Consider the following 23,891-nt stretch of genomic DNA (forward strand, 5'->3'; position numbering starts at 1 on the left):
TCCCTCTTGCTTAGTATCAATAGCGTTAGACGTCGCGCCTGAATAATGACCTTTTAACGGAGGCAATCTTGGCTCAACGCTTTGAACCAACCCTGTTCGATAAACTGTTTGGCGCCGCCGACGTCAGTGAGCGCGGTTGGACGCTGGAACAGCTAAAGGAATCAGTAGCGCGAGACCTCGAGGCACTTCTCAACACCCGAACCGCGTTGACCGAGGAATCATTAGAAGGCTATCCCCATGCCGCAGCTTCAGTTCTCACCTACGGCATGCGCGACTTCGCAGACCTTTGCCTTACCAGCGATGAAGACCAGAAAAAGGTTTGCGCCGCTGTCAAGCTGGCCGTGGAACGGCACGAACCTCGGCTGGTTAATGTGACTGCAGCAGTACGCGTACAGCGGCGCCCAGTTCTGCGCGTGCAGATTCAAATCGAGGGAACCCTCAGGGCGGCTCAGGAGTCAGGTGCGGTACGCTTCAGCGCCATGCTGAAGCCATGGTCCCAGCAATATTCGGTCAAGCAGACGCCAGCGACTGAAGACCTCCCAACCGAGGAAGGTCCAGCGTGAGCATCGAACCCCTTATTCCTTATATCGAGCGCGAACTTGTCGCCCTCCGCCGATCGCTGCGCGAGCTATGCGAACGATATCCCACACTAGCTAAGAATCTGAAGATTGACAACGATGGGGGCGCAGATCCCAGCACCGAGCGTCTGATCCAGTCCCTTGCGATCCTGGCGGCCCGCGCCGCCAAGCGATATGACGACGGTTTCCCACAACTGGCAGAGGGCCTGCTCGAAACGTTGTTCCCCCATTACCTCCGGCCCTTTCCTTCTTGCGCAATCGCGCACGTCGAACCTGGGCACGCCACCCTTCCGCGCGGGACGGAATTGGACACTGAGCCCATCGACGGCATTCGCTGCAGATTCAAGACGGCCTACGACGTTCCCGCGACAGAGATCTCCCTGACCGATGCCCGTTTTGATCCGGCAGCAAAACTACCGACCACGGTACGCATCCCAACTGGTGCCACCGCGGTCATCAGTCTCGCCTTAGGCTCACTGCCGATTCGCCGTCCCGAGCAAACCACAATTCGACTCTACATTGATGGAGAACCGTCATTCTGCGCGGTGCTGCGGGACACGCTTTTCCTCCGCTGCACTGGCGCAATCCTTGAGTCGCACGGTGGGGAGGCGCGCAAACTCGCCACGGTACCGCTCACTGGAGTTGGCTTTGCCGACGAAGATGCACTCATTCCCTTCACTGCCAGGTCCCACGCCGCCAGCAGAATCCTTCTGGAGTATTTTGCGTTCCCGGAAAAATTCAACTTCGTCGACCTCGCGCTATCTGATCTGTGGGCCAAACCCGAAGGCAACGGGACGGTAGCGACCATCCATTTCCTTCTACGAGACATCCGGCATGACTCGGACGCCGCCCGACTGTTGGCATCCTTGTCAAAAAAGAACTTGCGCATCGGCTGCACCCCCGTGGTCAATCTGTTCAAGCGGCCCGGGGAGCCCATCGCAGTGACGCGCACCGCGCCCGACTACCCGGTGAGCGCACATCCAAATTATGCCCACAATTTCGAGATCTATTCCATTGACAAGGTTTATATGCAGCACCAGTCGGGGAAGAACGCTAGCGTCACCGAGTTTCGGCCACTCTACGCGTTGCGCCATGCGGAAGACCCGTCTGCCGGCGGACACTATTGGGTGCTCAGGCATGACGCCGCGCTCGGAAGATCACACCCTGGGAGCGACAAACGAATTTCTTTCGTCGACTCATCGTTCAATCCAGCAGTAGTCGGGAAGACCAGCGTCTCGTTGAGCCTGACCTGCACTAACCGCGATCTGCCGTTGCGGATCAAGGATACGGGTGTTGGCGGTAGCCTTCAGCCGATTGCCGGGACGAGCCGCGCGCCCATCCGCTTTATCAGGCGTCCGTCGCCGAGCTACCGTTTCAGGGTCGACGCTGGGCTACATTGGCGCCTGATCTCGCACCTGACGCTGAATCATCGCTCCCTGACCAACGATGGAGCGAGCGGCTTCCAAGAGATGTTGCTCTTGTACGATGTCACCCAATCGGCCGCAACCCAACGTCAGATCAGCGGCGTCGTTGGGTTCGAGCACCGGGACGCCGCGACCTGGATCAAGAGTAAATATGGAGCCTCGCTGGTCCATGGCACCGAAGTGCGCATCACCGTTGACGAAGACGCCTTTGTCGGCCGGAGCATTCATTTGTTTGCTCAGGTACTCGACCACTTCCTTGCGATGTATGCGCAACTCAACAGCTTTATCGAACTAGTGATCGTGTCGCAGCAATCGAGGGAGGAGATCATCCGATGCAAGCCGCGGACGGGCAAGAAAGCACTTCTGTAATCGACCAGCTGCTTGAGCATCCAAGTAGCTTTAGCTTTTTCCAGGCGGTCACTCTGCTATTGCGCTATTACGACCAGAGGCCGCCCGCTGGCCGAGATCCACTGAGCGCAAGGATTCGATTCGGCAGCAGTATCTCGTTGGGGTTCCCCGCGAGCGAGATCGAAGCTCTAGACTGGGGTCCCTCTACCGGCGACAGCTCGGAAAAAAAAAACCTTACGGAAAACACGGCAACTCTCATCACAGCGTTCACTGGCTTGCTGGGCATCAGTGGAACACTGCCGCTGGAATACACGGAGCGGATTGGACGTCTGCCGTCAACCTATCGCCAATTAGCCCGGGACTTCCTCGATTTGCTCGCCACCCCTCTGGTCCGCGCGTTTTATTCGGCATGGAATCACTACCGCATCGAGCACAAGGCAGGACAGGATACGCAGGACGACTATCTGGGGATCTTGACCGCCATCGCCGGCGTCTGTTTGAATCCGGTCCGACCTGCCTCAGACCGAGCCAGGTTCGCGGGATATTATGCTGGACTCGTGGGAACTCAAACGTTATCAGCCTCGACGCTGGAGGCAGTCCTTTCGAATCACTTCGGCGTCCCCATTGAGATTGAAGAGTTCGTTGGAAGCTGGGACTACCTTGCGCCATCAGCGCGCAGCACGCTCGGGAGGACTGCGCCTCGCTTAGGCTACAGTGCAACCGCTGGGTTCCGGCAGTGGCGGCATGACCGCAACGTCCGAATCCACGTCGGTCCGCTGGACCGCGTGGGATTTCAGCGCTTCTTGAAACACGGAGCAGCTGCTCGCGAACTGGCCGATATCCTGAGTATGTTTTCGCTCCCCATTTTGCAATTTGAAGTTGCTCTCAGTCAAAAACCGGGTTGCGTCGAAGCGCTCGAGCTCCGCTCCTTCGGTCGTGCCGGGCAATTGGGATACGATACCGTGTTGATGACCCGGCCGTTCACTCATCCCCGCCGTATTTCGTATCGATTAGATATTGCTTGACTTGCGGGCGCTTGGCTACTTACTGTGGGGCGCGCTAATTCCTCAGGTCTGGTGGTTTAATGGGCGGTTGTGGCTCAGATAGGTCAGCCCAAGCTCAACTGTCATTTTTCTTGAGTCACCACTATGCGTACCACGTTTGATTGCGTCTGCCCAAACTCAACGAACACATCATAAGTGGCAGGCTCCTTTGGAAAGGCGACGAATGTAGAGATGTCGTAGTTGAAGTATTCGACCACGGACTGCCGCGCAAGCATCTCCGGCTCTGGCGACTTCGACGGCGGGGGGGGAATCATAAGATGCTCGTACTTCTCCACAGCTTCTCCGTGATATACGGTACCCGTACGAGTGTTGGTCAGAGAAATAGCTAACGGCTTTTGTCCAAAAACCTTACCCAAATTTATCCTATAGAATCCGCACAGCGGGATTCGAATACCATCAATTCGTACATTTTCGCGAGACAGTACAACGGTACGCGGAGCACGGATCAGGATCCCTTCCCAGTCCATGCCTGGGTCTGACGGCGAACATTCAGTCTTCCCGAACGTATTAAGCTTAACAGAGCGAAACACATCGTCTTCACTTGACATAGACCCTCCTACTCCTACTGTGTCGATGATTTGGTATGGACCCACAAACCCCAGGCTAGCTAGAGCTGGCGCAACGGCGAAAGTTGCGAGCACCCCCGCACAAACCAAAACTAGAAAGCGAGGATGAAGAGCCGCCTCACTCTTGTTCATAAATCGGATCCCAGCCTGCGCTTAAATCCATCTTACGCACCGCCTCACTGCAATTCGGACAAAACGCACTGTGCCCCGTGATCTTTCCATACATAACGCACTTAGCTGAAGCTGCGTCAACTGCTGAATCGTACCGGCTCTGACCAGAGGGCAGTCCGTAGAAACAGTGCGGTCCACGGTGCCCTTTAGCGTCATCGTACCAAGTCGATGATTTATCCGGACGATCATGTGTCCCGTCGGGTACTAACCACATCTTGTGACCGAACTCGTGGATCATGGCTCTATTTTGCTCCGCGGTGCTAACAGGTCGCCACCACGCCTTGGTACAAATCGCAATCAAATTGGAGTTCGGGTAAGCAAGACCTCCGGCCATCGCCTCTACAATATTCACTTCGATTGAAATTGACCCATGAGCCGCGGGTAGCTGATCAACATTCACAACGATAATCGAGCACTTCATCGGCTCGCGTGGATCGTCAGCCACAGCGGTCAACGCAGTCCTTGCGATTGGAATCGAGCCATGAGCACCGGTACCGGCTGCAGTAAACGTCGCCGAGATGAACCAATCCTCACCTGGCACGATGTCTTTCCAGAGAAATCGCATTCCGGAGGCGGCGGTAACAGTTCGAACAGGACTGCATCCGGGTCCCACTGCCACGTTTGTAACCTGAACCACGAACCTCTCCCGCTTGATGGCTAAATGGTCGGTATAAGCCATGGCAATGACTCGTCGCGGGCGTCGGAGGGCTTCAGATTTAGCATATGCGTCGCAAACGCTGTCCATGAGTTGCTCGTTTTCCTGGCGAACACGGCTATTTACGTTTGCAAGATATTGCATGTCTACCGGGGGCAGGTCGACAAGGGTGACGTTATGTTTCCCGAACTCCTCCGTCAATGTCCTGAGCCCGCTTGCAGCGCTTAAAAGTCCGCGCATTTTCAACTCAACAAAGTAAATCAAACGGTATGTCTCTAGCTCCCCAGTGCGAACGACGGTCCCAGCACTGTCCTTTGCTTCGAAAACATATCGGCATTTTCCCGCAGCCGAGACGAAAAAATCGTGGAGCGGCAGAATCAATGTCCCGTCGCTCGTCGTTTGATATGCCCGTTCATTTTCCTGGTGTCTGAAACTATTGTTGCGAATTCTCTCACTCGCCGAATAGGCAGTGTTTGCAGGGTGCGGAACGCACTTTACAGAGAAGCGATGTGAACCCGGCCGGTCAAAACGGACCCTAAGGCGTATATGTCGCCCAACCCGGTCGATGTTGATGTCGGTTCCGATGGCAAATTTGTCGGCCTTTGTTAAATTCACCCACTGGCGAGCACTTTGCACCTCCTTCTGCTCGCTTCCGTCCAAAAACGCGATGGACTCGATTTTTGCCACCGGGACCGCGACGGCGCTGTCTTGTAACACTGCAGCGACTTCGTCCGGCTCTGGAGTGGCCTCATTTTCAACCGCCGCCGAACTGGCAGAAGGCAAGGTCTCCAAATTTCCATGAAATTGCGTGGGACTGGAGGTGAAAAACTGTACAGAATCACTAATTTCGACGAGAGAGCCGGCGCCCTGGATCCGCACACCCTTTTTGCCGCTGATCTGGACCCAGTCCGACTCGCTCAACAAGTGCAGGACTTTCTTCGCGATGACATCGATGTCGTCAGAGCGTGCACGCAGGCTAATCTTCCCCTGCGCCGCGACGAACTTCATGCCCGCCTTCTGCACGAATAGCCGGAAGGTGTCAGTTATACTCCCAAACCATTGCGCAGCAGCGATCGACAGACTGCTCCCACTAGTAATAAGCGTGTGTGTCTCGCTTGCAATATGAGTTGCGCCGGACGTTGTTGTGGCAATACCGCTAGGACTGGCCAGCATTAGATGAGGTGCTTGAAACTCTCCACCTCCTTCTTCGGCTGGTTTCACTTTCGTAAATTTGCTATTTTGCTCAGCAATTGCTTCCGCTGCCCTATCTTGCTGTCCTGCTTCCTGGGCACCGCTCCGAACTGCAGCACTGCTGAGATTGCGGTGAAACGCTTCAGCATTCGAAAGACGTTCCACCTCTTTGTCCATACTCGTGATGTGCTGTTCTGCACGCAAGCGAGGCTCAGTCGTGATCAACATCCCCGAGCCAGCGCGGGCAGTTCCACGGGCGTCCGTGCGTAGCTCCCAGCCCTCGCCGCGATGCTCGTGCCGCCCGGTCGAATCCTCGACGCGAGTGATATGCCCGAGCGATAACTGACTATGCTCATGGTCGCTTCTCAATTGCACTTGGAGTTGTTCTCGCGTGTCGTCAAAGAGCAAATGGTTCCCTCGCGATCCCCCACCGAGTTCGCGGCTCCGAATTCCCGACAAGACATGTTGCGAGGGCAAATTCCAAGGCGGTAGATTGCTCGCGTTGTGAACCAACCCAATGATGATTGGACGGTCGATGTTCTTGCCCAAAAAATCCACGAGAACTTCTTGCCCCACGCGAGGCAAGGCACTGTGCCCAAACGTGTCTCCGGCCATCGGCATCGCTACTCTGACCCAGGCGGAGCTGTTTTCGTCACGCTGACCGGTACGATCCCAGTGGAACTGAACTTTTACTGAGCCGTAGCCGTCCGTATAAATCTCCTGGCCATGCGGCCCTACAACGGTAGCCGTCAAAAGGCCAGGATAAGGAGATGCGCCACTGTTGAACCCAAGCCCTGGCCGCCAAGGGATCTCCTTCGGGATACATGTGAAATCGTTGGCGTACTCAGAGCGGGACGCAGCGCCGACGTGGTAGTTATTCGTTGCGGTATGGGTGGTCCTGATAATGAAGAATTCTTCGGCGCCGCGAGGTAAGTCACCTTCATCACCGGCAACTGAAACAGCTGGGTTGTAATGACCACTTAGCGCAAATGAACGTCCAGCCTGTACAACACGGGCATTTCCCGATGCATGAAAGTACCGACGGCGACTGTCGATTTCTTCCATTCGGCGACGCGCCAGGGACTCCCCATCATCGGCGTTCTTGAAACCATACGCGCTCTCGTCTTCATACGACTCGAACCGCTCGCCCTCGCCCCCAGCGGTCAATGAACCCATCGTCGCCAATTCCTGCCGGGCCTTCTTGAAGTCGTAGCTTGCCAAAGTCGTGATTGCAGATTCAACCTGTTGAGATGCCAACCAACGGCATATGCCGTCACCTTCTTCAGATCCCGACTGACTCCGGAACTCGATGCTGACTGGAACGGAATCGTCTACGGCGCCATCCACAAAATTGCTCGTAGTCGTGTTATCGCTCAGCCAGAGCGTGTGTCCATCCGCTCGGTGCTCGTACCAATAATGCAGCCCAAACTCTTCCCATCGTCTATGGAGATAATTGTGGTCCGATTCATTGTATTGAGTGACGCATGTGAGCGGAGGGAGTTCAGCGGTAAAGCTGTAGTTCCAATCGCGGAACTCATAATTTTGGAGGATGTCCTCGGTAATCTCGAGGACGCTACGGTTCAGGAAGGACTGGCAGTTCTTTCGATACTTGGTCAGGGCCAACCACGGTTCGAGAACCATCTCATAAAATGCAAAGCCGCCATTAGCGTGGGTATGCCGGAATTGAGTCACATACCCGTTGAAATAGCGAAGTGAACCGTCGACGCGCACGAGTGAAATCGTGACCATTTTGCCGAGCACGCTCGCCAACGGGATGCCGGCGTCGTCCGAAAGTACCTCAACCTGGAAGTGAAAATCGCGCGAAACTTCCTCGTCAGCGTGGAGTCGGTTGACCAGCAGCAGGGAGTGTGGGCCGTCCTGTCTTGGAAACTCCAGTCGCAGGAGTCGATTGTGCTGGGATCCGGCGGTGAGGGCCGACAACCGCGCGCTTAGCGTCTCCAGTATGCCTCGTTCCATAGATCCTCCACAGTAGCTGCCAAATAGAAAGACAGGCACAAACTATAAGGAGCTCAGCAGCAGGTCAGTTGAGCAAGCTCAAGCGTTGACAGGAGCGTCGCCCAGCTGTCAGGCGTCATCAGCACCTCAGTTGTCTCAATATGCTGCAGCGCAAAGTTACACCTGTCCTCAATCGATGCCAAAGTATCGACGTACCTATTTGATGACAAAGCTGCCGCAGCTGGATATCTTGGGATGCCCCGCGGTGAGCAGTGGCAGGGACAGCGGGGTGTGCGGAGATATGGAACTGTGGTACACCACAGTGAGCGTATAGCTTTCCCCTATTTTCAAATCATAGTCAGCAAGTGGTACGTTCAAAATTACCCGCTTGCTCGCGCCGGGCTTCAACTCTTCCAGTTGGGCCACCGACGTAATCGGTGGATCCAGTTCGTCCGCCCAAAAATCACTACTTACGATCTTACCAAATCGGTCGTTTATCCAAACCGACACACTTGAGCTTTCGCCCCAACCAATAAAGCGGCGAATAAACAGATTTTGCTTGGATTTGTTCGTAAGCGTGATGTTAACGGCAATCTCGTCTGTGCGGAGATACTCCTTCTTCGGCAACGCGAGGGTAATTCCCACTTCTCGCACAACCATAGGTTTCACTTGGTTTTTTTCGGCAGCGGCCGTAGGTATGGAAAAAGCGATCGCCGAAACGAAGAAGCAGAGTATAGACTTCATTGAAGAGAGGTCAATAAAAATTAACGTTATAAGCGGTGTGACGATCGCGGCGAATCGTGTTCATCTCTTCCGCAGTGAGGCCAAAGATAGACCCAACGCCGAGCATTGCCATGTTGGCTTCTTTCTCGAGACTGGCAGCGTTTTTTTCATCGTATATTGCGCCGCGCTGTTTTTGCAGAATGTGCGTCCCGTCATGTACAAAAGTGGCCGCCAACCACGCTGTGGACGCGCTTTTCACATAGTCCGTCCTCATGTTATAGAGCTGTCTTGAGACCGAAACTCCCGTATGCCGCGTTGGGTCAGCATGTACTTCCTTAATAGCGCGAATCGCGCCTTTCTGCAGTTCACTGAGCCGCCTTTCATTGGCGTTGATCAGACCGATCGTCAGATCCAGCCTCCGCCGCACCTCTATCACATCGGCCGCTCCTAGCCTACTAACGATCTTTACCTGCAGGCACCTGCCCAAGATATCCGTTTGATAGCTCAAACCATAAATTCCATTCGCGAGCTCCTTAATTAACCCGTGTGGTGTGGCCACCTGTGGAGAACAAGATGTCATCTGGTTGGTCTAGGTCGACTTGGTTCGCAGGAAAAATGGTGAAACTTGCAACTACTCAGCTTGATCTCGGTGCAACCGTTCGGGCAGCGCGATCGCGAGCGGCTGCGTTCACACCGTCGAGATCAGCCTCGCGCCGCATGCCGTCTTGTCGCCGTCGTACGCATATTGGCGGCCAATATGCAGAGCTCCTTCGCTTCCCCGAACAATTTGAAAAGTCCCCTTGCACTTTGGGCAGGCCGTTAGGTCGCCCACCAACGCAGCTTCCAAACCCATCGCGATGGTGTCCGAAGAAACCTCGGTCACAACTCCGCCATGATCGGTTTTGTCCCCCAGTCGAATAACTCCTCGTCCGGCGTGTCTCATGAATATGCCTTTCTGTCGACCCAGGTTGAAAACGGACTGCACGTGCAATGGGCCTAATACTGGCTGGAAACAACGACTATGTCTTTGATCGGATTCCGCTTTTCTGCTGATTTCTATCAAGCTGGAAGTCTTGCAGTCGAGCGGCCTCAGGTGTAATGTGAGCTCAGTTCCACGGACAGCTGGTCCATAAGCAGCGAACGGTATTACACCGCCAGCCTGAAAAACGGCTACTCCGGCAAACGCGGCCAGGTCACGTTGCCATTCGATCCTGCTCGTTCGACGCTTGCGTTGAGCGATCCGCAATACACATCACTGTAGTCCCATCATTCCGCCTTCCTGGCGATACGCCGGGATGTATGCCCCTGGCAGATTCACTCTGCTGTTGACGAGAAGAGCTGGCCAGAGCCAGATCGGCGTCGCCGCGGTTCCGCCGCAGGCCGTCGCACACGCCCAGTGCGTGCTCCGTCACCACATACGCTCACCTGACTGAAAATACCGCGTCGCCGGCCAATCCCGCCAGCGCAGCGCTCGCAACCTTCCCGAAGATGCCTAACTGATCGTCACAACGAGCTGACAGTGACGATGTCCGAATCGACTCAACTCCCATCCTGGAGCCAGCACTTTTCGATACGTGACGCGGCAAGTGACGGCGCCGCCAGCATCAATCCTCCTCTGATCAGTAGCAAATCAACCGCCCCGGACGGGGAGTGTTTGTAGCACCGATGACATTTCCGTTCGCCAGAGCGCACTCCGGCAGTGGCCGCAATAAGGCCACATCAACAGCCCGCTGATCGGCTGACGCTACGTGCACGATGTGCACCCCGTGGACCCCGGGTGACTGGTCCGACCGCGCTCACCGAGCGCCGGCGCAGGCCGCAAAGCCGCCCCGCCGCAAGCCTGTTAGTCAGGCAAACGAACGTGCACAAAGTGCACCCCATGGTCCCTGGGTTACTGGTCCATCCGTTGTAGGGGCCCCGCGGCCATACAGCGACGCCAAGCGCATGCGGCGCAGGCGGGCAGCAAACGAACCGCATGATCGGGAATGGTGTCCCGCGGCCTTCGACAGCCCTTCCTTGCCACGGCAAGAAGGCGGCCAGAAACACTTACCAATCAGAACCAACACCACGCTGTAAATCGACTCATTTTTTGCTAGGAGTGGAACATGCGAGACCTGAATTACCAACTGAAGAGGCTGGCCGAACGCAACTGCGACGGCAGCTTCGCTACCAGGTCCGACCGCAACCGGATGCTGAGCCTGATCGCAAACCAACTGTATGCTCTCGGCTTTCGCCACATGACCGCCGCGAGCCTGAAGCCGAAGCACGTCGCTGCCCTAGTCGCACTTTGGCACAGCGAGAAGCTAAGCACTGGCACCATCAAGAACCGCATGTCGGCACTGCGCTGGTGGGCCGAAAAGATCGGTAAACCAAATGTTATGGACCGCGGCAATGGTGTCTACGGTATCGCCGATCGGGTATTCGTGACCAATGAATCGAAAGCGGTCACGGTCGGGCCGGACCAGCTGGCACTGATCAAGGACGAGTTCACAGCAATGTCACTTCGGATGCAGGCTGCCTTTGGCCTCAGGCGGGAGGAGAGCATTAAGCTCATTCCGGATTGGGCAGACCAGGGCGACTTCCTGCGGCTGAAGGACTCTTGGACCAAGGGGGGCCGCTATCGGGAGGTGCCCGTCATCACGCTAATGCAACGTGCGACGCTGAACGATGCCAAGGTGCTCGTTGGGAAAGGCAGCCTGATTCCGCCGCACATGAGCTATCGCGAGCAACTGCATCGTTTTATCTCGCAATGCGCACAAGCAGGCATCCACAGGGTGCACGGGCAGCGGCACCAGTACGCGCAACAGCGATACCTTGCGCTGACTGGCTGGCTCGCCCCTGCTGCTGGTGGCCCCCATTCGCGGATGCTGACGGGCGAACAAAAGCAACGCGACCGTGATGTTCGCCTCGAAATCTCGAACGAGATGGGCCATGGCCGCGAGCAGATCACCGCCGTGTACCTGGGAAGGTAGGCGCTGGCCATGGGCACGCTGGATCTCCAACAGGCCGCGCGCTTCCTGCGCATGCACCCGGAACAGGTCCGGCGACGCGCCAAACTAGGACTACTGCCGGGCGCAAAACCGGGCAAGGCCTGGATATTCCTCGAAGAAGACCTTGTCGCTTACGTGCGCGCTGCCTATGCTGGTTCGTGGCAAGCGTTGCAGGTGACATCGTTCAAGGAGCAACAACCATGTCACTCTACAAACGCAAAAGCGTGTGGTGGATCGACTTCACCACACCATCAGGAGAGCGCATTAGACGTTCTGCTGAAACAGGCATCAAAATAGAAGCGCAGCACCTCCACGACCAGCTGAAAGCAGAAGCATGGCGTGTCCAAAAGCTGGGCGAACGGCCGAAGTACACGTGGGACGATGCTGGATACAGGTGGCTGACCGAGATGGCGCACAAACGTACACATGACGACGACGTGCAGCGGTTAAAGTGGCTGCAGCAGTTTCTGCGCGGCCGCGTCCTGGCCGAGATCACGCGCGACCAGATCGCCGCGATCGGCGCGCGCAAAATGGCCCAAACCAGTGGCCCGACCGCCAACCGCTACCTCGCCCTGATCCGTGCAATCATGCGCAAGGCCTGCTTTGAATGGGAGTGGATCGACAAGGCTCCTAAGGTGAAGCTGTACCGGGAAGCGAGGCGCCGCATCCGCTGGATCACGCCGGAGGAAGTCAGGTTGCTGCTGGCAGAACTACCGGTGCATCAGCGCGACGTGGTCATGTTTGCGCTGGCCACGGGGCTCCGGCAGGGTAACGTCATCGGTCTATGTTGGTCGCAGGTGGACATCGCTCGCCGGACCGCATGGATTCATGGCGATCAGGCCAAGGGGAAGGAGGATATCCACGTGTCGCTAAGCGACCTGGCCGTCGACGTGCTGACGCGCCAGAAAGGCAAGCATCCCGAACGGGTATTCACCTACTGCGGCAGGCCGCTGCACCAGGCGAACACGGAAGCCTGGCGCAATGCGCTCAAGCGGGCGGGTATCGCAAACTTCCGCTGGCACGACTTGCGCCACACCTGGGCGAGCTGGCTGGTGCAGAACGGTACGCCGCTTTACGACCTGCAGGAGATGGGCGGCTGGAAGTCGGTGGAGATGATCAGGCGGTACGCGCACCTGGCGCCGGCGCAGATGGCCAAACACGCGGCCATCGTCGGTTCCCTGCTGCATGACACAAATACGGCACAACCCAGCGAGAAGCTGGCTGGGCCGGAAACGAAAAAAGGAGTTACGATCACTCGTAACTCCTTGATTCGATAGCATGTTCTGGCGGAGAGGGTGGGATTCGAACCCACGGTAGGGGGACACCCTACGCCTGATTTCGAGTCAGGTACATTCGACCACTCTGCCACCTCTCCAGGTACTGCAGCAACGGTGGTCACCGTCGGAAGTCCAAGATTATAGCAGGCTCGCCGGAAAAAGGAAGAGCAAACTCTGCAATAATTTTTTATGCTGCGGCGAGACGCTCCTGGCCGCCCATGTATGGACGCAGCACGTCAGGGATGATCACCGAACCGTCCGCCTGCTGGTAGTTCTCGAGCACGGCGACCAGCGTGCGGCCGACCGCAAGGCCCGAGCCGTTCAGGGTGTGCACCAGTTCCGGCTTGCCGGCGGCGTTGCGGAAGCGCGCCTGCATGCGGCGGGCCTGGAAGGCTTCGCAGTTCGACAGCGAGGAGATCTCGCGGTAGGTGTTCTGCGCAGGCAACCACACTTCCAGGTCGTAGGTCTTGGCGGCGCCAAAGCCCATGTCGCCGGTGCACAGCGACATCACGCGGTACGGCAGGCCGAGCGCCTGCAGGATGGTTTCGGCCTGGCCGACCATCTCTTCCAGCGCGTCGTACGATTTTTCCGGATGGACGACCTGCACGAGTTCGACCTTGTCGAACTGGTGCTGGCGGATCATGCCGCGCGTGTCGCGGCCGTAGCTGCCCGCCTCGGAGCGGAAGCATGGCGTGTGCGCGGTGATGCGGATCGGCAGCTCGTCGCCCGGCACGATCTCGTCGCGCACCAGGTTGGTCAGCGAAACCTCGGAGGTCGGAATCAGGTACAGGGCTTCGCCCTCGCCTTCCTGGCCGCCCTTCTTCACCGCGAACAGGTCCTGCTCGAACTTTGGCAGCTGGCCGGTGCCGCGCAGCGAGTCGGCGTTGACGATGTACGGGGTGTAGCACTCGGTGTAGCCGTGCTTCTCGGTGTGCGTGTTGAGCATGAACTGCGCCAGCGCGCGGTGCAGGCGGGCGATGCCGCCCTTCATGACCGAGAAACGGGAACCGGTGAGCTTGGCTGCGACGTCGAAGTCGAGGCCGAGCGGTGCGCCGACGTCCACGTGGTCCTTGACTTCAAAGTCGAAGGTGCGCGGGGTGCCGACTTTGCGGACTTCAACGTTGCCGCTTTCGTCCTTGCCGACCGGGACCGAGGCGTGCGGCAGGTTCGGCACCGCTTCCATGAATTCCGCCAGCCGGGCTTGCACGACCGCGAGGGCCGCTTCATTGTTCTTCAGCTCGTCGCCGAGACCGGCAACTTCCGCCATGACGGCACTGGTGTCTTCGCCTTTGCCCTTCAACATGCCGATCTGCTTGGACAGCGAGTTGCGCTTGCCCTGCAGTTCTTCGGTACGCGTCTGGATCGCTTTGCGTTCGCCTTCGAGGGCGTTGAACGCTTCCACGTCGAGCTTGAATTTGCGGCTAGCCAGGCGTTCTGCGACGGTGTCGATGTCTTTGCGGAGAAGTTGGATGTCAATCATTGGTATCGGTGTGGCTGGATGTCGAAGCCACAATTGTACCAAGCCGACAAGCAATTCTCGCCAGATTCGCGCCAGGGGCGCGGATTTAGTTCAGTGCTGCTTTTTCGGCTTCGGTCAGGCGCTTGGCGGTGACAACGACGGTCGGCATGTTGCCGTCCGCGGCTGCGACGATGGCCGGGGCCTGCGCGACGCGCACTTGCGGGTTCTGCGCGGTAGCGAAGGAAGCGAAAGTGGCGACGACAGCTGCTGCGATGAAGACGCCTTCAAAGTTTTTACGTACGTTCATGATTTTCTCCGTGGGGGTGATCTGTGTTGGTATGGTCGTACTGTATCCAAAGGCAGGCGCGCGCTCCATCGGTATGCGATGAAGCGCACAAAACGGGGGATGGAGTGCCGAAAAGGCGGGGCGTTGCGCCGCGCGCCCTTGTCCGGGCGATGGATGGGACCGATGCGGAAAGCGGCCGGGGCGGAAGCGCAGGCAGGTACGTGCCGGGCGGGCGCGTGAACCCGCGTGCGCAGCGGCGTTAGCGGGTGGCGTCGTCGTCGAGGCTGCGCAGCCAGGCGAGCTTCTCGGCGATCTTTGCTTCGATGCCGCGCGGGACCGGCTCGTACCAGCGCGGCTCGGCCATGCCGTCAGGCAGGTAGGTCTCGCCGGCTGCATACGCGTGCGGCTCGTCGTGCGCGTAGCGGTATTCCTTGCCGTAGCCGAGTTCCTTCATCAGCCGGGTCGGTGCGTTGCGCAGGTGGACCGGCACCTCGCGCGACTTGTCCTTGCGCACGAAGGCCATCGCGCGGTTGTAGGCGTTGTAGCCGGCGTTGCTCTTCGCGGCCATGGCCAGGTAGATGACGGCCTGGCCCAGCGCCAGTTCGCCTTCCGGCGAGCCGAGCCGTTCGTAGGTGGCGGCCGCGTCGTTGGCGATCTGCAGCGCGCGCGGGTCGGCGATGCCAATGTCTTCCCACGCCATGCGCACGATCCGGCGCAACAGGTATTGCGGGTCGGCGCCGCCATCGAGCATGCGGCACAGCCAGTACAGCGCGGCGTCCGGATGACTGCCGCGCACCGACTTGTGCAGCGCGGAGATCTGGTCGTAGAAGTTGTCGCCACCCTTGTCGAAGCGGCGCGCATTCAGCGTAAGCGCGTTCTCGACGAACTCACCCGTGATCTCGGCGGCGCCCGAAGCCTCGGCCGAAGTCTTGGTCTGTTCCAGCAGGTTGAGGAAGCGGCGCGCATCGCCGTCCGCGTAGCCGATCAGGGTAGCGATGGCCACCTCGTCGAAATGCAGGTGCGGCATCACGCGCTCGCGCGCACGCGTGAGCAGTTGCAGCATCTCGGCGTCGTTCAGCGCCTTGAGCACGTACACCTGGGCGCGCGACAGCAGCGCCGAGTTCACTTCAAACGACGGGTTCTCGGTGGTGGCGCCGATCAGCGTGACGAGGCCGGACTCGACGAACGGCAGTAGCGCATCCTGCTGCGATTTGTTGAAGCGGTGAATCTCGTCGATGAACAGGATGGTGTGCTTGCCCGCCGCGAGGAAGTGCTCGGCTTGCTCGATCGCCGCGCGGATGTCCTTGACGCCCGAGAGCACCGCCGACAGTGCGATGAACTCGCAGTCGAACGCGTGCGCAGTCAGGCGCGCCAGCGTGGTCTTGCCCACGCCGGGCGGCCCCCACAGGATCATCGAGTGCGGCTTGCCCGACTTGAACACCAGGTTCAGCGGCTTGCCGGGACCGAGCAGGTGGCTCTGGCCGATCACCTCGTCGATGGTCCGCGGCCGCATCGCCTCGGCCAGCGGGGGAGCGGGTTCGTTCTTGAATAAATCGTCCATGGGAGCGGCGGTGTTTGCGGAACCTCTAGTGTAGCGTATCGGCGATGGCGCAAATTTGGTACAGGCGCAAGCGAGTGACACAATCGGACGCATACTTGTTGCAAATCCGTCTTTGCGATCAGTAAGGTGCGCCGGCCGCGCCCGTTGCATCGCTAGACTGCGGACTAAGCACTGAATAATGACACCTGAAGTCGCTGCGCGCTTCCTTGTTTTCACTTGAAGAAGAGCGCAATGAATAGCAAAGAACTTCTATGCGTCTGCACGGACGCACGCCACATGTCCGCGCTGTCCCCCGCGGAGATGCAGGGATGGACGATCCTGACCGTGCCGACGCTGTCGGCTGCGGCGCATGCCCTGCGCGAGCGCCGCTACCTGGTCGGGCTTCTGGTCGACGTGGTCGGGCCGCCGCACCTGATGGGCGAGGTGGAACTGTTCCTCAACCACCATCGCGATGTCAGCTGGATTGCCGTGGTTGAGCCAGGATTGGTACAGCTGCCGGCCTACCGCGACCTGGTCGCCCGGCACATGGCCGACTACCATACCCGTCCGGTGGACAGCGAGCGCCTGGCGTTCACGCTCGGCCACGCCTACGGGCACGCGATGCTGTGCGATGCGGCGCTGCCGGTAGCCGCGCCGCCCACCCGGCTGACCGGCACCAGCCCCGCGATCGAACGCCTGCGGGCCCAGATCCACAAGGTGGCCGGAGTCAACGCGCCGGTCCTGATCTGGGGCGAGAGCGGCAGCGGCAAGGAGGTCGCCGCCCAGGCCATCCACGAGGCATCGCCGCGCGCCGCGGGCGCCTTCGTACCGATCAACTGCGGCGCGATTCCGGCCAACCTGATCCAGTCCGAGCTGTTCGGACACCAGCGCGGCGCGTTCACCGGCGCCACCAAGGACAAGGCCGGGCTGATCGAGACGGCGGCCGGCGGCACCGTGTTCCTGGACGAGATCGCGGACCTGCCCAAGGACCTTCAGTCGAACCTGCTGCGCTTTTTGCAGGAGAAGACCATCTACCGGATCGGCTCGACCCGCAGCATCAGCGTGGACGTGCGCATCATCGCCGCCTCGCACGTCAAGCTGCAGGACGCCGTGGCCGAAGGGGCGTTCCGCGAAGACCTGTATTACCGCCTCAACGTGCTGCCGCTGACCGTGCCGCCGCTGCGGGAACGCAAGTCGGACCTGCCGCGCCTGGCAGACGAGCTGTTCAACAGCTTCCTGCGCGAGACCGGCGGCCGCGTGAAAGGCTTCAGCAACTGCGCCATGGACGCCATGATGCGGCACGAATGGCCGGGCAACGTGCGCGAGCTGCTCAACCGCATCCGCTATGCGATGGTGATGGCGGACGGCGCGGTGATTACCGCCGCCGACCTGGGCCTGCTTCCGGACGGGTCGGACCAGCTCGGCCAGGCGCTCGACCGCTCGCGCGAGAAGGCCGAACGGACCGCCCTGCTCACCAGCCTGGAGCGCTGCGGGCGCAACGTCAGCCAGGCCGCGCGTTCGCTCGGTGTGTCGCGCACCACCATCTACCGCCTGATGGAAAAGCACGCGATCAGCCGTTGAGCTCGCTGGCGGTACACATTCGTACACCTTTGTTACACCGACGTTACAGCACGGCTGGGACAACTCTTCCATACCACCACCGCCCCGAACCGGGCTTTACGCTACAAATCAAGCGCTTAGCGCCGGCCTCGGTTGTACTGGCACAGCGATTGCGTATAGCTCCGGCGATGGGCTCATCGAACCCATTCACGACCTCACAACTTGACAGCGGAGATGCTATGAACAAAAAATTGATAGTTGCGGCGCTAGCCCTGGCGTTCGGTACGGCGGCACAGGCGGCGGATCCGACCAACACGGCAGGGGACGTCACCGCGGACAACAACCAGACGGCGACCAACACCACGACCCAGCGCGGGTCGGGTGCCAGCGCCAACGATGGGTCCACCACCACGCAGGACAACAGCTACACCGACAACAGCACCGGCCAGAACAATTCGTCCGGCAATGCGCGGGCCAGCGCCAATGGCGCCTCGGCCGCCAACAACGGCGGTACTGCCACCTCGACCCAGGCCAACGACAACGACAACAGCACCGGCCAGAACAACTCGTCGGGCGATGCCCGTGCGACGGCTGCGGGGGCGGCGGCGGCCAATAACGGCGCCACCGCTACCTCCAACATGGACAACGCGTTCAACACCTCGACCGCCACCGCCGTCAGCACCCTGAATGGCACGGTCACCGGCAACAACATCAACAACATCGGCAACGTCGCGCGCAACAACGGTAATGCCAACGGCGGCGCCGGCCACGGCGGCACCGGCGGCGAGGCCCGCGGCGGCTATGCCGACGGCTCCGGCGGCCATGGCGGCGACGCCACCGGCGGCGCCGGCTCGCGCGGCAATGCCGGCGGCCATGGCCACGGCGGCAATGCGGATAGCTATGCCGAAGTGGGCGATGCCCGCGGCGGGCGCGGCGCGCGTGGCGGCGATGCCAGCGGCGCGACCAGCGGCGACGGCGCACAGGGCGGCTACGGCGGCGACGGCGGCAGCACGGGTGGCGTTTCGGGCGGCAACGGCGGCCGGGTCGGACCGATCGACGGTGCGAACGGCGGCGACGGCGCCCATGGGCACGGCGGTGACGGAGGCCGCGGCGGCAATGCCGGCGACGCAACCGGCGGCAACGGCGGCGACACCGGCGGCGTCACTGGCGGCAATGCCGGCAATGGCGGACGCACCGGCGCCAGCACCGGCGGCGACGGCGGTAACGGCGGAAGGGGCGACTCGACCGGTCTGGGCGGGATCGGCGGAAACGCCGGCGACAGCGGTGGCGGCGTGGGCAGCTCGGGCGGCGCATCGGGCGGCGCCGGCAGCAATGGCGACACCGGTGGCTGGGGCGGAAACGGTCCTGGCGGTGATGGCGCAGGCACCGGCGGCTCCGGCTCGAACGGCAATACCAACGGCAACGGCGGTTCCGGCTCCAACGGCGACACCGGCGGCACCGGCGGCTACGGCTCCGGCGGCGGGGCCAGCGGCAGCGGCGGCGGCGGCTCCAGCGATGGTGGCGGCTCCGGCGGCAACGGCAGCAACGGCCCCACCAGCGGCGACGGCGGCAACGCCAATGACGGCGGCGGCACCGGCGGCGCAGGCAGCGGCACCGGCGGCACCGGCACCGGCGGCGCAGGCAGCGGCACCGCAGGCGCAGGCACTGGCGGCGCAGGCAGCGGCACGGGCGGCAGCGGCACCGGCGGCGCAGGCAGCGGCACCGGCGGCACCGGTACCGGCGGCGCAGGCAGCGGCACCGGCGGCACCGGCACGGGCGCAGAAGGCTCCGGCACCGGCGGCGCTGGCAGCGGCGGCGCCGGCTCCGGCACCGGCGGCACCGGCACTGGCGGCGCAGGGACCAGCGGCGACGGCTCCGGCACGGGTGGTACCTCGACCGGCGGCGTAGGCGAGGCTGGCACCGGCACCGGCACCGGCGGCGCAGGCGGCGCAGGTGGTAACGGCGCCAGCGGCGCAGGCGGTGCAGGCGGCGCGGGCGGTGAAGCTGCCTCCGGCGCAGGCGGTGCTGGCGGCTCGGCCACCAACACCGGCGGCGCAGGCGCAGCAGGCGGCGACGGCACCGGCGGTGCGGGCGGCGCAGGCGGCACCAACACCGGCACCAGCGGCGCGGGCGGTGATGGCACCAGCGGCGCGGGCGGCGCAGGCGGCGCAGGCGGCGCAGGCGGCGCGACCGGCGATGCCACCAACACCGGCGGCGCAGGCGCGGCTGGCGGTGACGGCACCAACGGCGACGCCACCTCCGGCGCATCCACCGGCGGCGCAGGCACCGGCGGCGACGGCGGCGCAGGCGGCGCAGGCGGCGAAGCGACCGGCGGCGCTGGCGGCGACGGCGGCGGCAACACCGGCGGCGCGGCAACCGGCGGCGCTGGCGAAGGCGGTACCGGCGGCGCAGGCGGCACTGCGATGGCCGATGCAGGCACCTTCGACATGTCCCAAACCATGAGCGGCGTAGCGCAGAACGCAGCGGGCATCATGGTCGTGAGCCAGAACAACGGCTTCTCGTCCCTGATCCAGCAAAGCGTGAACGTGCAGGCCAACCTCACGGTCGGCAACTAAGCCGGGGCGCCGCCGCTGCGCGCGGCGGCGCTTTCCCAACCTTCTCATGGAAAGGCGGGCGTATGCTACTGTTACCTCTTACCCTGACCGCGCTGTCGGTCGCGCTCGGCACGGCGCAGGTTCCGCTCGCGGAACCACAACCCGATCCCGGCGGGCTCCCTGCCGCCACGCTGGTTGCCGATGCCGGCTACCTGCCCGACATCGCCGGAATTCCGGAACTGCCTTCGGACGCTGAGCTGCCCGGCTTCGGCCCGGCTGCCGATTCGGCCAGCCTGGACGGCATGCGCGGCGGCGATGGCACGAGCAGCAGTTCGATCGTCATGAACGGCACCGTCGCCGACAATCGCGCGACCAATGTCGTCACCGGCACCAACATGATCACGGAGGGCTCGTTCGCCAATGCGTCCGGCGTGCCGATGGTGGTGCAGAACACCGGCGCCAATGTGCTGATCCAGAACGCCACCGTCATCAACCTGCAGCTACGCTAGAGCATGAAAGCTGCAGTCCTCCCGATCCTGGCCGCTGCGCTCATCGCAGCGCCCGCTGCGGCGATCGACTTCAACCCGGCCGGCGTGCGCTTCCAGGCCAAGGTCGCAAGCATCAAGGAGCTGCGCTTCCGCGGCACCTTGCGCCAGCAGTACGACTTCAGCTGCGGCTCGGCCGCACTGGCCACGCTGCTGACCCATCACTACGGCAAGCCCGTCTCGGAGCGCTTCGTATTCGAACGCATGTTCCTCGCCGGCGACCAGCAGAAGATCCGGCGCGAGGGCTTCTCGCTGCTGGACATGAAGAAATTCCTGAAATCGATGGGCTACCAGGCGGACGGCTTCGAACAGCCGCTGCACAAGCTGGCACAGGCCGGCGTGCCCGCGATCGTGCTCATCACAACCAACGGCTACCAGCACTTCGTCGTCATCAAGGGCCTGGCCGATGGCCGCGTCCTGATCGGCGACCCGGCTATGGGCACGCTCGCCGTGCCGCTGCACCGGTTCGAGCAGATGTGGACCAGCCGCCTGCTGTTCGTCATCCACGGCGCCAAGGTCAAGCCGGCCTTCAACACGCCGTCGGACTGGCGCGCGGCGCCGCGCGTACCTCTTGGAGAGGGCCTGGACCGGCGCGGGCTGGACCTGATCACGATCCCCAAACTCGGCCCGGGCGATTTCTGAAGGAGCGCACATGAAAACCCCAACAACCTGCCTGCTGGTCGCGCTGCTGTCGGCGGTCGGTGCAGGCGCCCAGGCCGAGCGCCGGCCCGACTGGGAGCAGGCGCTCGCGCTGGCGCCCATGATCGATGGCGCACTGCCGCTGTCCGCCTTCGGCCTGGCGCGCATCGAAGCCGATGCAGCCGCCATGGACGATCCGGTCCTCGACGACATTCCGCCGGAAGCCTCCGCGGAACTGGTTCAGGTCGATGCCGATGGCGTACCGGACGGCTGGGAGGCCGTCGACGGCGCGGCGCTGGACGGCATGCGCGGCGGCTTTACCGACACGCGCGGACTGGTCGTCTCGCTGGGCGTGGAGCGGCTGGTGTCGATCAACGGCGAGCTGGTCGCCAGCACCCGCTTCGAATTGCCCAATGCCGGCAGCGTCGCCGGCGATGCGGCGCATGCGGCGCGCGACGCCCTCAATAGCGGCGGGCTGATCCAGAACGGCCCTGGCAACATCGCCCCCGTGTTTTCACCCGACATGCTCGGCGCAACCGTCATCCAGAACACCCTGAACGACCAGACAATTCGCAGCCAAACCATCATCAATGCCTCCGTCAATAGCGCGACATTGATGCAATCGCTGAATTTCAACGACAGCGTGGGGCAAGCTATACGAGATGCAGTCCGACTGCACTGAAAATTCCCTGAAGGAGACACGCATGCCGCCCCCGAAAAGCATCAGCATTGCGCGCGCCAGCCTGTTCGCCGTCCTCGCCAGTCCGTTGGCGCTGGCGCAGCAGCCTGCCCCTCCGCGCGACCTTGCCGCCGAAATCAAGTTGCTCAAATCGCAGTTGGAACAACAGCGCGCCCAGCTCGAGCAATTGCAGCGGCAGGTCGACGCACAGTCGGCGCGCGAGCCGGCCCTGCCCAGCACCGACGAGGTGCTCGAAGCATTGCGCGGCACCCAGGGCGTTTCGCCGGAAGCGGCCAGCCGCGCGGCGATCGCAGGCCTGATGGGACAGGCGGCGCCGGCTCAGGCGGGAAACGCGCAGCAGGCGCCGCGCCACGACGCCAGCGGCGGCGAACCGCAGCGCCAGGCATCGAACGCGGACAGCGGCAAGCGTCCGGCCCAGCGCACGCAGGCGGCCAGCGGGGGCGGTGCGGCACCGGCGGCGGCAGCCGCGGCTGGCCCCGCAAGCGCGAACCCCACCGCCGCACGCACCGCCAGCGCTGGCGCCACGCCGGCAGCGGCGGCTTCCCCGACCGCTGCGCGCAGCGCGGGCGCCGCCGCTCCGGCTGCCGGCGCTGCGGCTGCGGCGCCCCGGCAACCGGCCACCTCATCGCAGCAAGCGGCGCAGCGGGCGGTAGCCACGCAGCCGGTCGGGCGTCCGGCCAGCAACCGTCCGCCGGAGGTCGCGCCGCTCTTCGAGCAGCCCGGCGTCCTCACACCGCGGGGCAAGTACGTGCTCGAGCCATCGCTGCAGTTCGGCTACTCGTCGAGCAACCGCGTGGCGCTGGTGGGCTATACCATCATCCCCGCCCTGCTGATCGGACTGGTGGACGTGCGCGAAGTCAAACGCAATACCACGACGCTCGCGCTGACCGGCCGCAGGGGCATCACCAACCGCTTCGAGGTGGAAGCGCGCATCCCGTATATCTACCGCTCCGACTCCACCGTCAGCCGCGAGATCTTCACCGGCACTGCGGTGGAGCGCGTGTTCGACACCAGCGGCCACGACATCGGCGACGTCGAACTGGCCGCGCGCTACCAGCTCAACGATGGCGGCGCCGACAAGCCCTACTACATCGCCGGGCTGCGCGCCAAGACCCGCACCGGCACCGACCCGTTCGAAGTCGTGACCGACTGCAGCCGCCGCTGCGTGGGCCAGAACGTCACCGGCACCGGCCTGCCGCTGGAACTGCCGACCGGCTCGGGCTTCTATTCGCTGCAGCCGAACCTCACCTTCCTGCTGCCGGCCGATCCGGCCATCTTCTTCGGCAGCATCAGCTACCTGCACAACTTCAAGCGCAGCAACGTGCAGCGCACCGTGCTGAACGGCGAAAAGGAACCGCTGGGGGAGGTGAAACCGGGGGATGTGGTGGGATTTAACTTCGGCATCGGCCTGGCGCTGAACGACCGCACCGCGCTCAGCCTCGGCTACGACCACCAGTCGGTCGGCCGCACCAAGCAGGGGGGCGTGAACGTGCCGGGCTCCGTGCGCACGCAGCTCGGGACTCTGCTGCTCGGACTGTCGTACCGCGTATCGGAAAAGCGCACCGTCAACCTGTCGGTCGGCGCCGGCGTCACGCGCGACACCCCGGACGTCGCGCTGACGCTGCGCTTGCCGATGACCTTCTGAGCGGGACGACCGCCCCCGC

The 23,891-nt window shown here is 61.9% G+C and carries 20 protein-coding genes and 1 tRNA gene; 12 read left to right on the forward strand and 9 right to left on the reverse strand.

The features are described from left to right. The first annotated feature begins 68 nt into the window (after window positions 1-68). From tssE to tssG, 3 genes are read left to right on the forward strand one after another with little or no spacing between them, the layout of a single operon-like run. Complete coding sequence (tssE, locus tag ACFSQR_RS04785; protein ID WP_377728482.1) at window positions 69-563, forward strand: type VI secretion system baseplate subunit TssE; 495 nt, start codon at window positions 69-71, stop codon at window positions 561-563. After that, complete coding sequence (gene tssF, locus ACFSQR_RS04790; protein ID WP_377728483.1) at window positions 560-2,371, forward strand: type VI secretion system baseplate subunit TssF; 1,812 nt, start codon at window positions 560-562, stop codon at window positions 2,369-2,371. Before tssE ends, tssF begins: the two co-directional genes overlap by 4 nt. Next, window positions 2,335-3,375 (forward strand): type VI secretion system baseplate subunit TssG, encoded by a 1,041-nt coding sequence (gene tssG / locus ACFSQR_RS04795; RefSeq protein ID WP_377728484.1) that lies wholly within the window; start codon window positions 2,335-2,337, stop codon window positions 3,373-3,375. The genes tssF and tssG overlap by 37 nt, the downstream gene beginning before the upstream one ends. Before the next feature lie 101 nt (window positions 3,376-3,476). On the opposite strand, the gene ACFSQR_RS04800 is transcribed toward tssG, so the two are convergent. From ACFSQR_RS04800 to ACFSQR_RS04820, 5 genes are all read right to left on the reverse strand, one after another. Further along, window positions 3,477-4,112 carry a hypothetical protein gene (locus ACFSQR_RS04800; RefSeq protein ID WP_377728485.1) on the reverse strand — a complete coding sequence of 212 codons (636 nt, stop codon included), beginning with the start codon at window positions 4,110-4,112 and terminating at the stop codon, window positions 3,477-3,479. Next, on the reverse strand, window positions 4,099-7,974 hold the full coding sequence (locus tag ACFSQR_RS04805) for a type VI secretion system Vgr family protein (RefSeq protein WP_377728486.1): 3,876 nt from the start codon (window positions 7,972-7,974) through the stop codon (window positions 4,099-4,101). The genes ACFSQR_RS04800 and ACFSQR_RS04805 overlap by 14 nt, the downstream gene beginning before the upstream one ends. A gap of 195 nt (window positions 7,975-8,169) precedes the next feature. After that, window positions 8,170-8,697, reverse strand: a complete 528-nt coding sequence (locus tag ACFSQR_RS04810; RefSeq protein WP_377728487.1) for a hypothetical protein — start codon at window positions 8,695-8,697, stop codon at window positions 8,170-8,172. A 10-nt stretch (window positions 8,698-8,707) separates the two neighbouring features. Beyond that, complete coding sequence (locus tag ACFSQR_RS04815) at window positions 8,708-9,184, reverse strand: hypothetical protein (protein WP_377728488.1); 477 nt, start codon at window positions 9,182-9,184, stop codon at window positions 8,708-8,710. A 180-nt stretch (window positions 9,185-9,364) separates the two neighbouring features. Continuing rightward, window positions 9,365-9,619 (reverse strand): PAAR domain-containing protein, encoded by a 255-nt coding sequence (locus tag ACFSQR_RS04820; protein WP_377728489.1) that lies wholly within the window; start codon window positions 9,617-9,619, stop codon window positions 9,365-9,367. 1,162 nt (window positions 9,620-10,781) lie between these two features. Here ACFSQR_RS04820 and ACFSQR_RS04825 point away from each other — a divergent pair. From ACFSQR_RS04825 to ACFSQR_RS04835, 3 genes are read left to right on the forward strand one after another with little or no spacing between them, the layout of a single operon-like run. Next, window positions 10,782-11,648: a phage integrase N-terminal domain-containing protein gene (locus ACFSQR_RS04825; protein ID WP_377728490.1), complete on the forward strand. Its 867-nt coding sequence runs from the start codon at window positions 10,782-10,784 to the stop codon at window positions 11,646-11,648. A 9-nt stretch (window positions 11,649-11,657) separates the two neighbouring features. After that, window positions 11,658-11,963 (forward strand): helix-turn-helix domain-containing protein, encoded by a 306-nt coding sequence (locus tag ACFSQR_RS04830; RefSeq protein ID WP_377728491.1) that lies wholly within the window; start codon window positions 11,658-11,660, stop codon window positions 11,961-11,963. After that, window positions 11,867-12,943 carry a tyrosine-type recombinase/integrase gene (locus ACFSQR_RS04835; RefSeq protein WP_377728492.1) on the forward strand — a complete coding sequence of 359 codons (1,077 nt, stop codon included), beginning with the start codon at window positions 11,867-11,869 and terminating at the stop codon, window positions 12,941-12,943. Before ACFSQR_RS04830 ends, ACFSQR_RS04835 begins: the two co-directional genes overlap by 97 nt. Before the next feature lie 7 nt (window positions 12,944-12,950). Here the strand turns inward: ACFSQR_RS04835 and ACFSQR_RS04840 are convergent. From ACFSQR_RS04840 to ACFSQR_RS04855, 4 genes are all read right to left on the reverse strand, one after another. Next, a tRNA-Ser gene (locus ACFSQR_RS04840) sits at window positions 12,951-13,041 on the reverse strand. 89 nt (window positions 13,042-13,130) lie between these two features. Continuing rightward, window positions 13,131-14,423 carry a serine--tRNA ligase gene (gene serS, locus ACFSQR_RS04845; protein WP_377728493.1) on the reverse strand — a complete coding sequence of 431 codons (1,293 nt, stop codon included), beginning with the start codon at window positions 14,421-14,423 and terminating at the stop codon, window positions 13,131-13,133. Window positions 14,424-14,508: 85 nt separating this feature from the next. Continuing rightward, complete coding sequence (locus ACFSQR_RS04850) at window positions 14,509-14,709, reverse strand: hypothetical protein (RefSeq protein WP_377728494.1); 201 nt, start codon at window positions 14,707-14,709, stop codon at window positions 14,509-14,511. 238 nt (window positions 14,710-14,947) lie between these two features. Continuing rightward, the gene (locus ACFSQR_RS04855) at window positions 14,948-16,249 is read right to left on the reverse strand and encodes a replication-associated recombination protein A (RefSeq protein WP_377728495.1); all 1,302 of its coding nucleotides are present in this window, start codon (window positions 16,247-16,249) and stop codon (window positions 14,948-14,950) included. A gap of 231 nt (window positions 16,250-16,480) precedes the next feature. On the opposite strand from ACFSQR_RS04855, the gene ACFSQR_RS04860 reads away from it, so the two are divergent. From ACFSQR_RS04860 to ACFSQR_RS04885, 6 genes are all read left to right on the forward strand, one after another. Further along, window positions 16,481-17,809 carry a sigma 54-interacting transcriptional regulator gene (locus ACFSQR_RS04860; RefSeq protein WP_377728496.1) on the forward strand — a complete coding sequence of 443 codons (1,329 nt, stop codon included), beginning with the start codon at window positions 16,481-16,483 and terminating at the stop codon, window positions 17,807-17,809. 218 nt (window positions 17,810-18,027) lie between these two features. Continuing rightward, on the forward strand, window positions 18,028-20,364 hold the full coding sequence (locus ACFSQR_RS04865; RefSeq protein WP_377728497.1) for a PE family protein: 2,337 nt from the start codon (window positions 18,028-18,030) through the stop codon (window positions 20,362-20,364). A gap of 62 nt (window positions 20,365-20,426) precedes the next feature. Continuing rightward, complete coding sequence (locus ACFSQR_RS04870) at window positions 20,427-20,852, forward strand: hypothetical protein (RefSeq protein WP_377728498.1); 426 nt, start codon at window positions 20,427-20,429, stop codon at window positions 20,850-20,852. 3 nt (window positions 20,853-20,855) lie between these two features. Then, a complete protein-coding gene (locus ACFSQR_RS04875; RefSeq protein WP_377728499.1) occupies window positions 20,856-21,530 on the forward strand; it encodes a C39 family peptidase in 675 nt (224 codons plus the stop codon). Between the two features lie 10 nt (window positions 21,531-21,540). Continuing rightward, window positions 21,541-22,209, forward strand: coding sequence for a hypothetical protein (locus ACFSQR_RS04880; protein WP_377728500.1), 669 nt, complete (start codon window positions 21,541-21,543; stop codon window positions 22,207-22,209). Window positions 22,210-22,231: 22 nt separating this feature from the next. After that, window positions 22,232-23,872, forward strand: a complete 1,641-nt coding sequence (locus ACFSQR_RS04885; protein WP_377728501.1) for a hypothetical protein — start codon at window positions 22,232-22,234, stop codon at window positions 23,870-23,872. The last annotated feature ends 19 nt before the right edge of the window (window positions 23,873-23,891 follow it).

Origin of the sequence: Pseudoduganella sp. GCM10020061 (assembly GCF_042683405.1) — a bacterium.
Classification (GTDB): domain Bacteria; phylum Pseudomonadota; class Gammaproteobacteria; order Burkholderiales; family Burkholderiaceae_D; genus Telluria.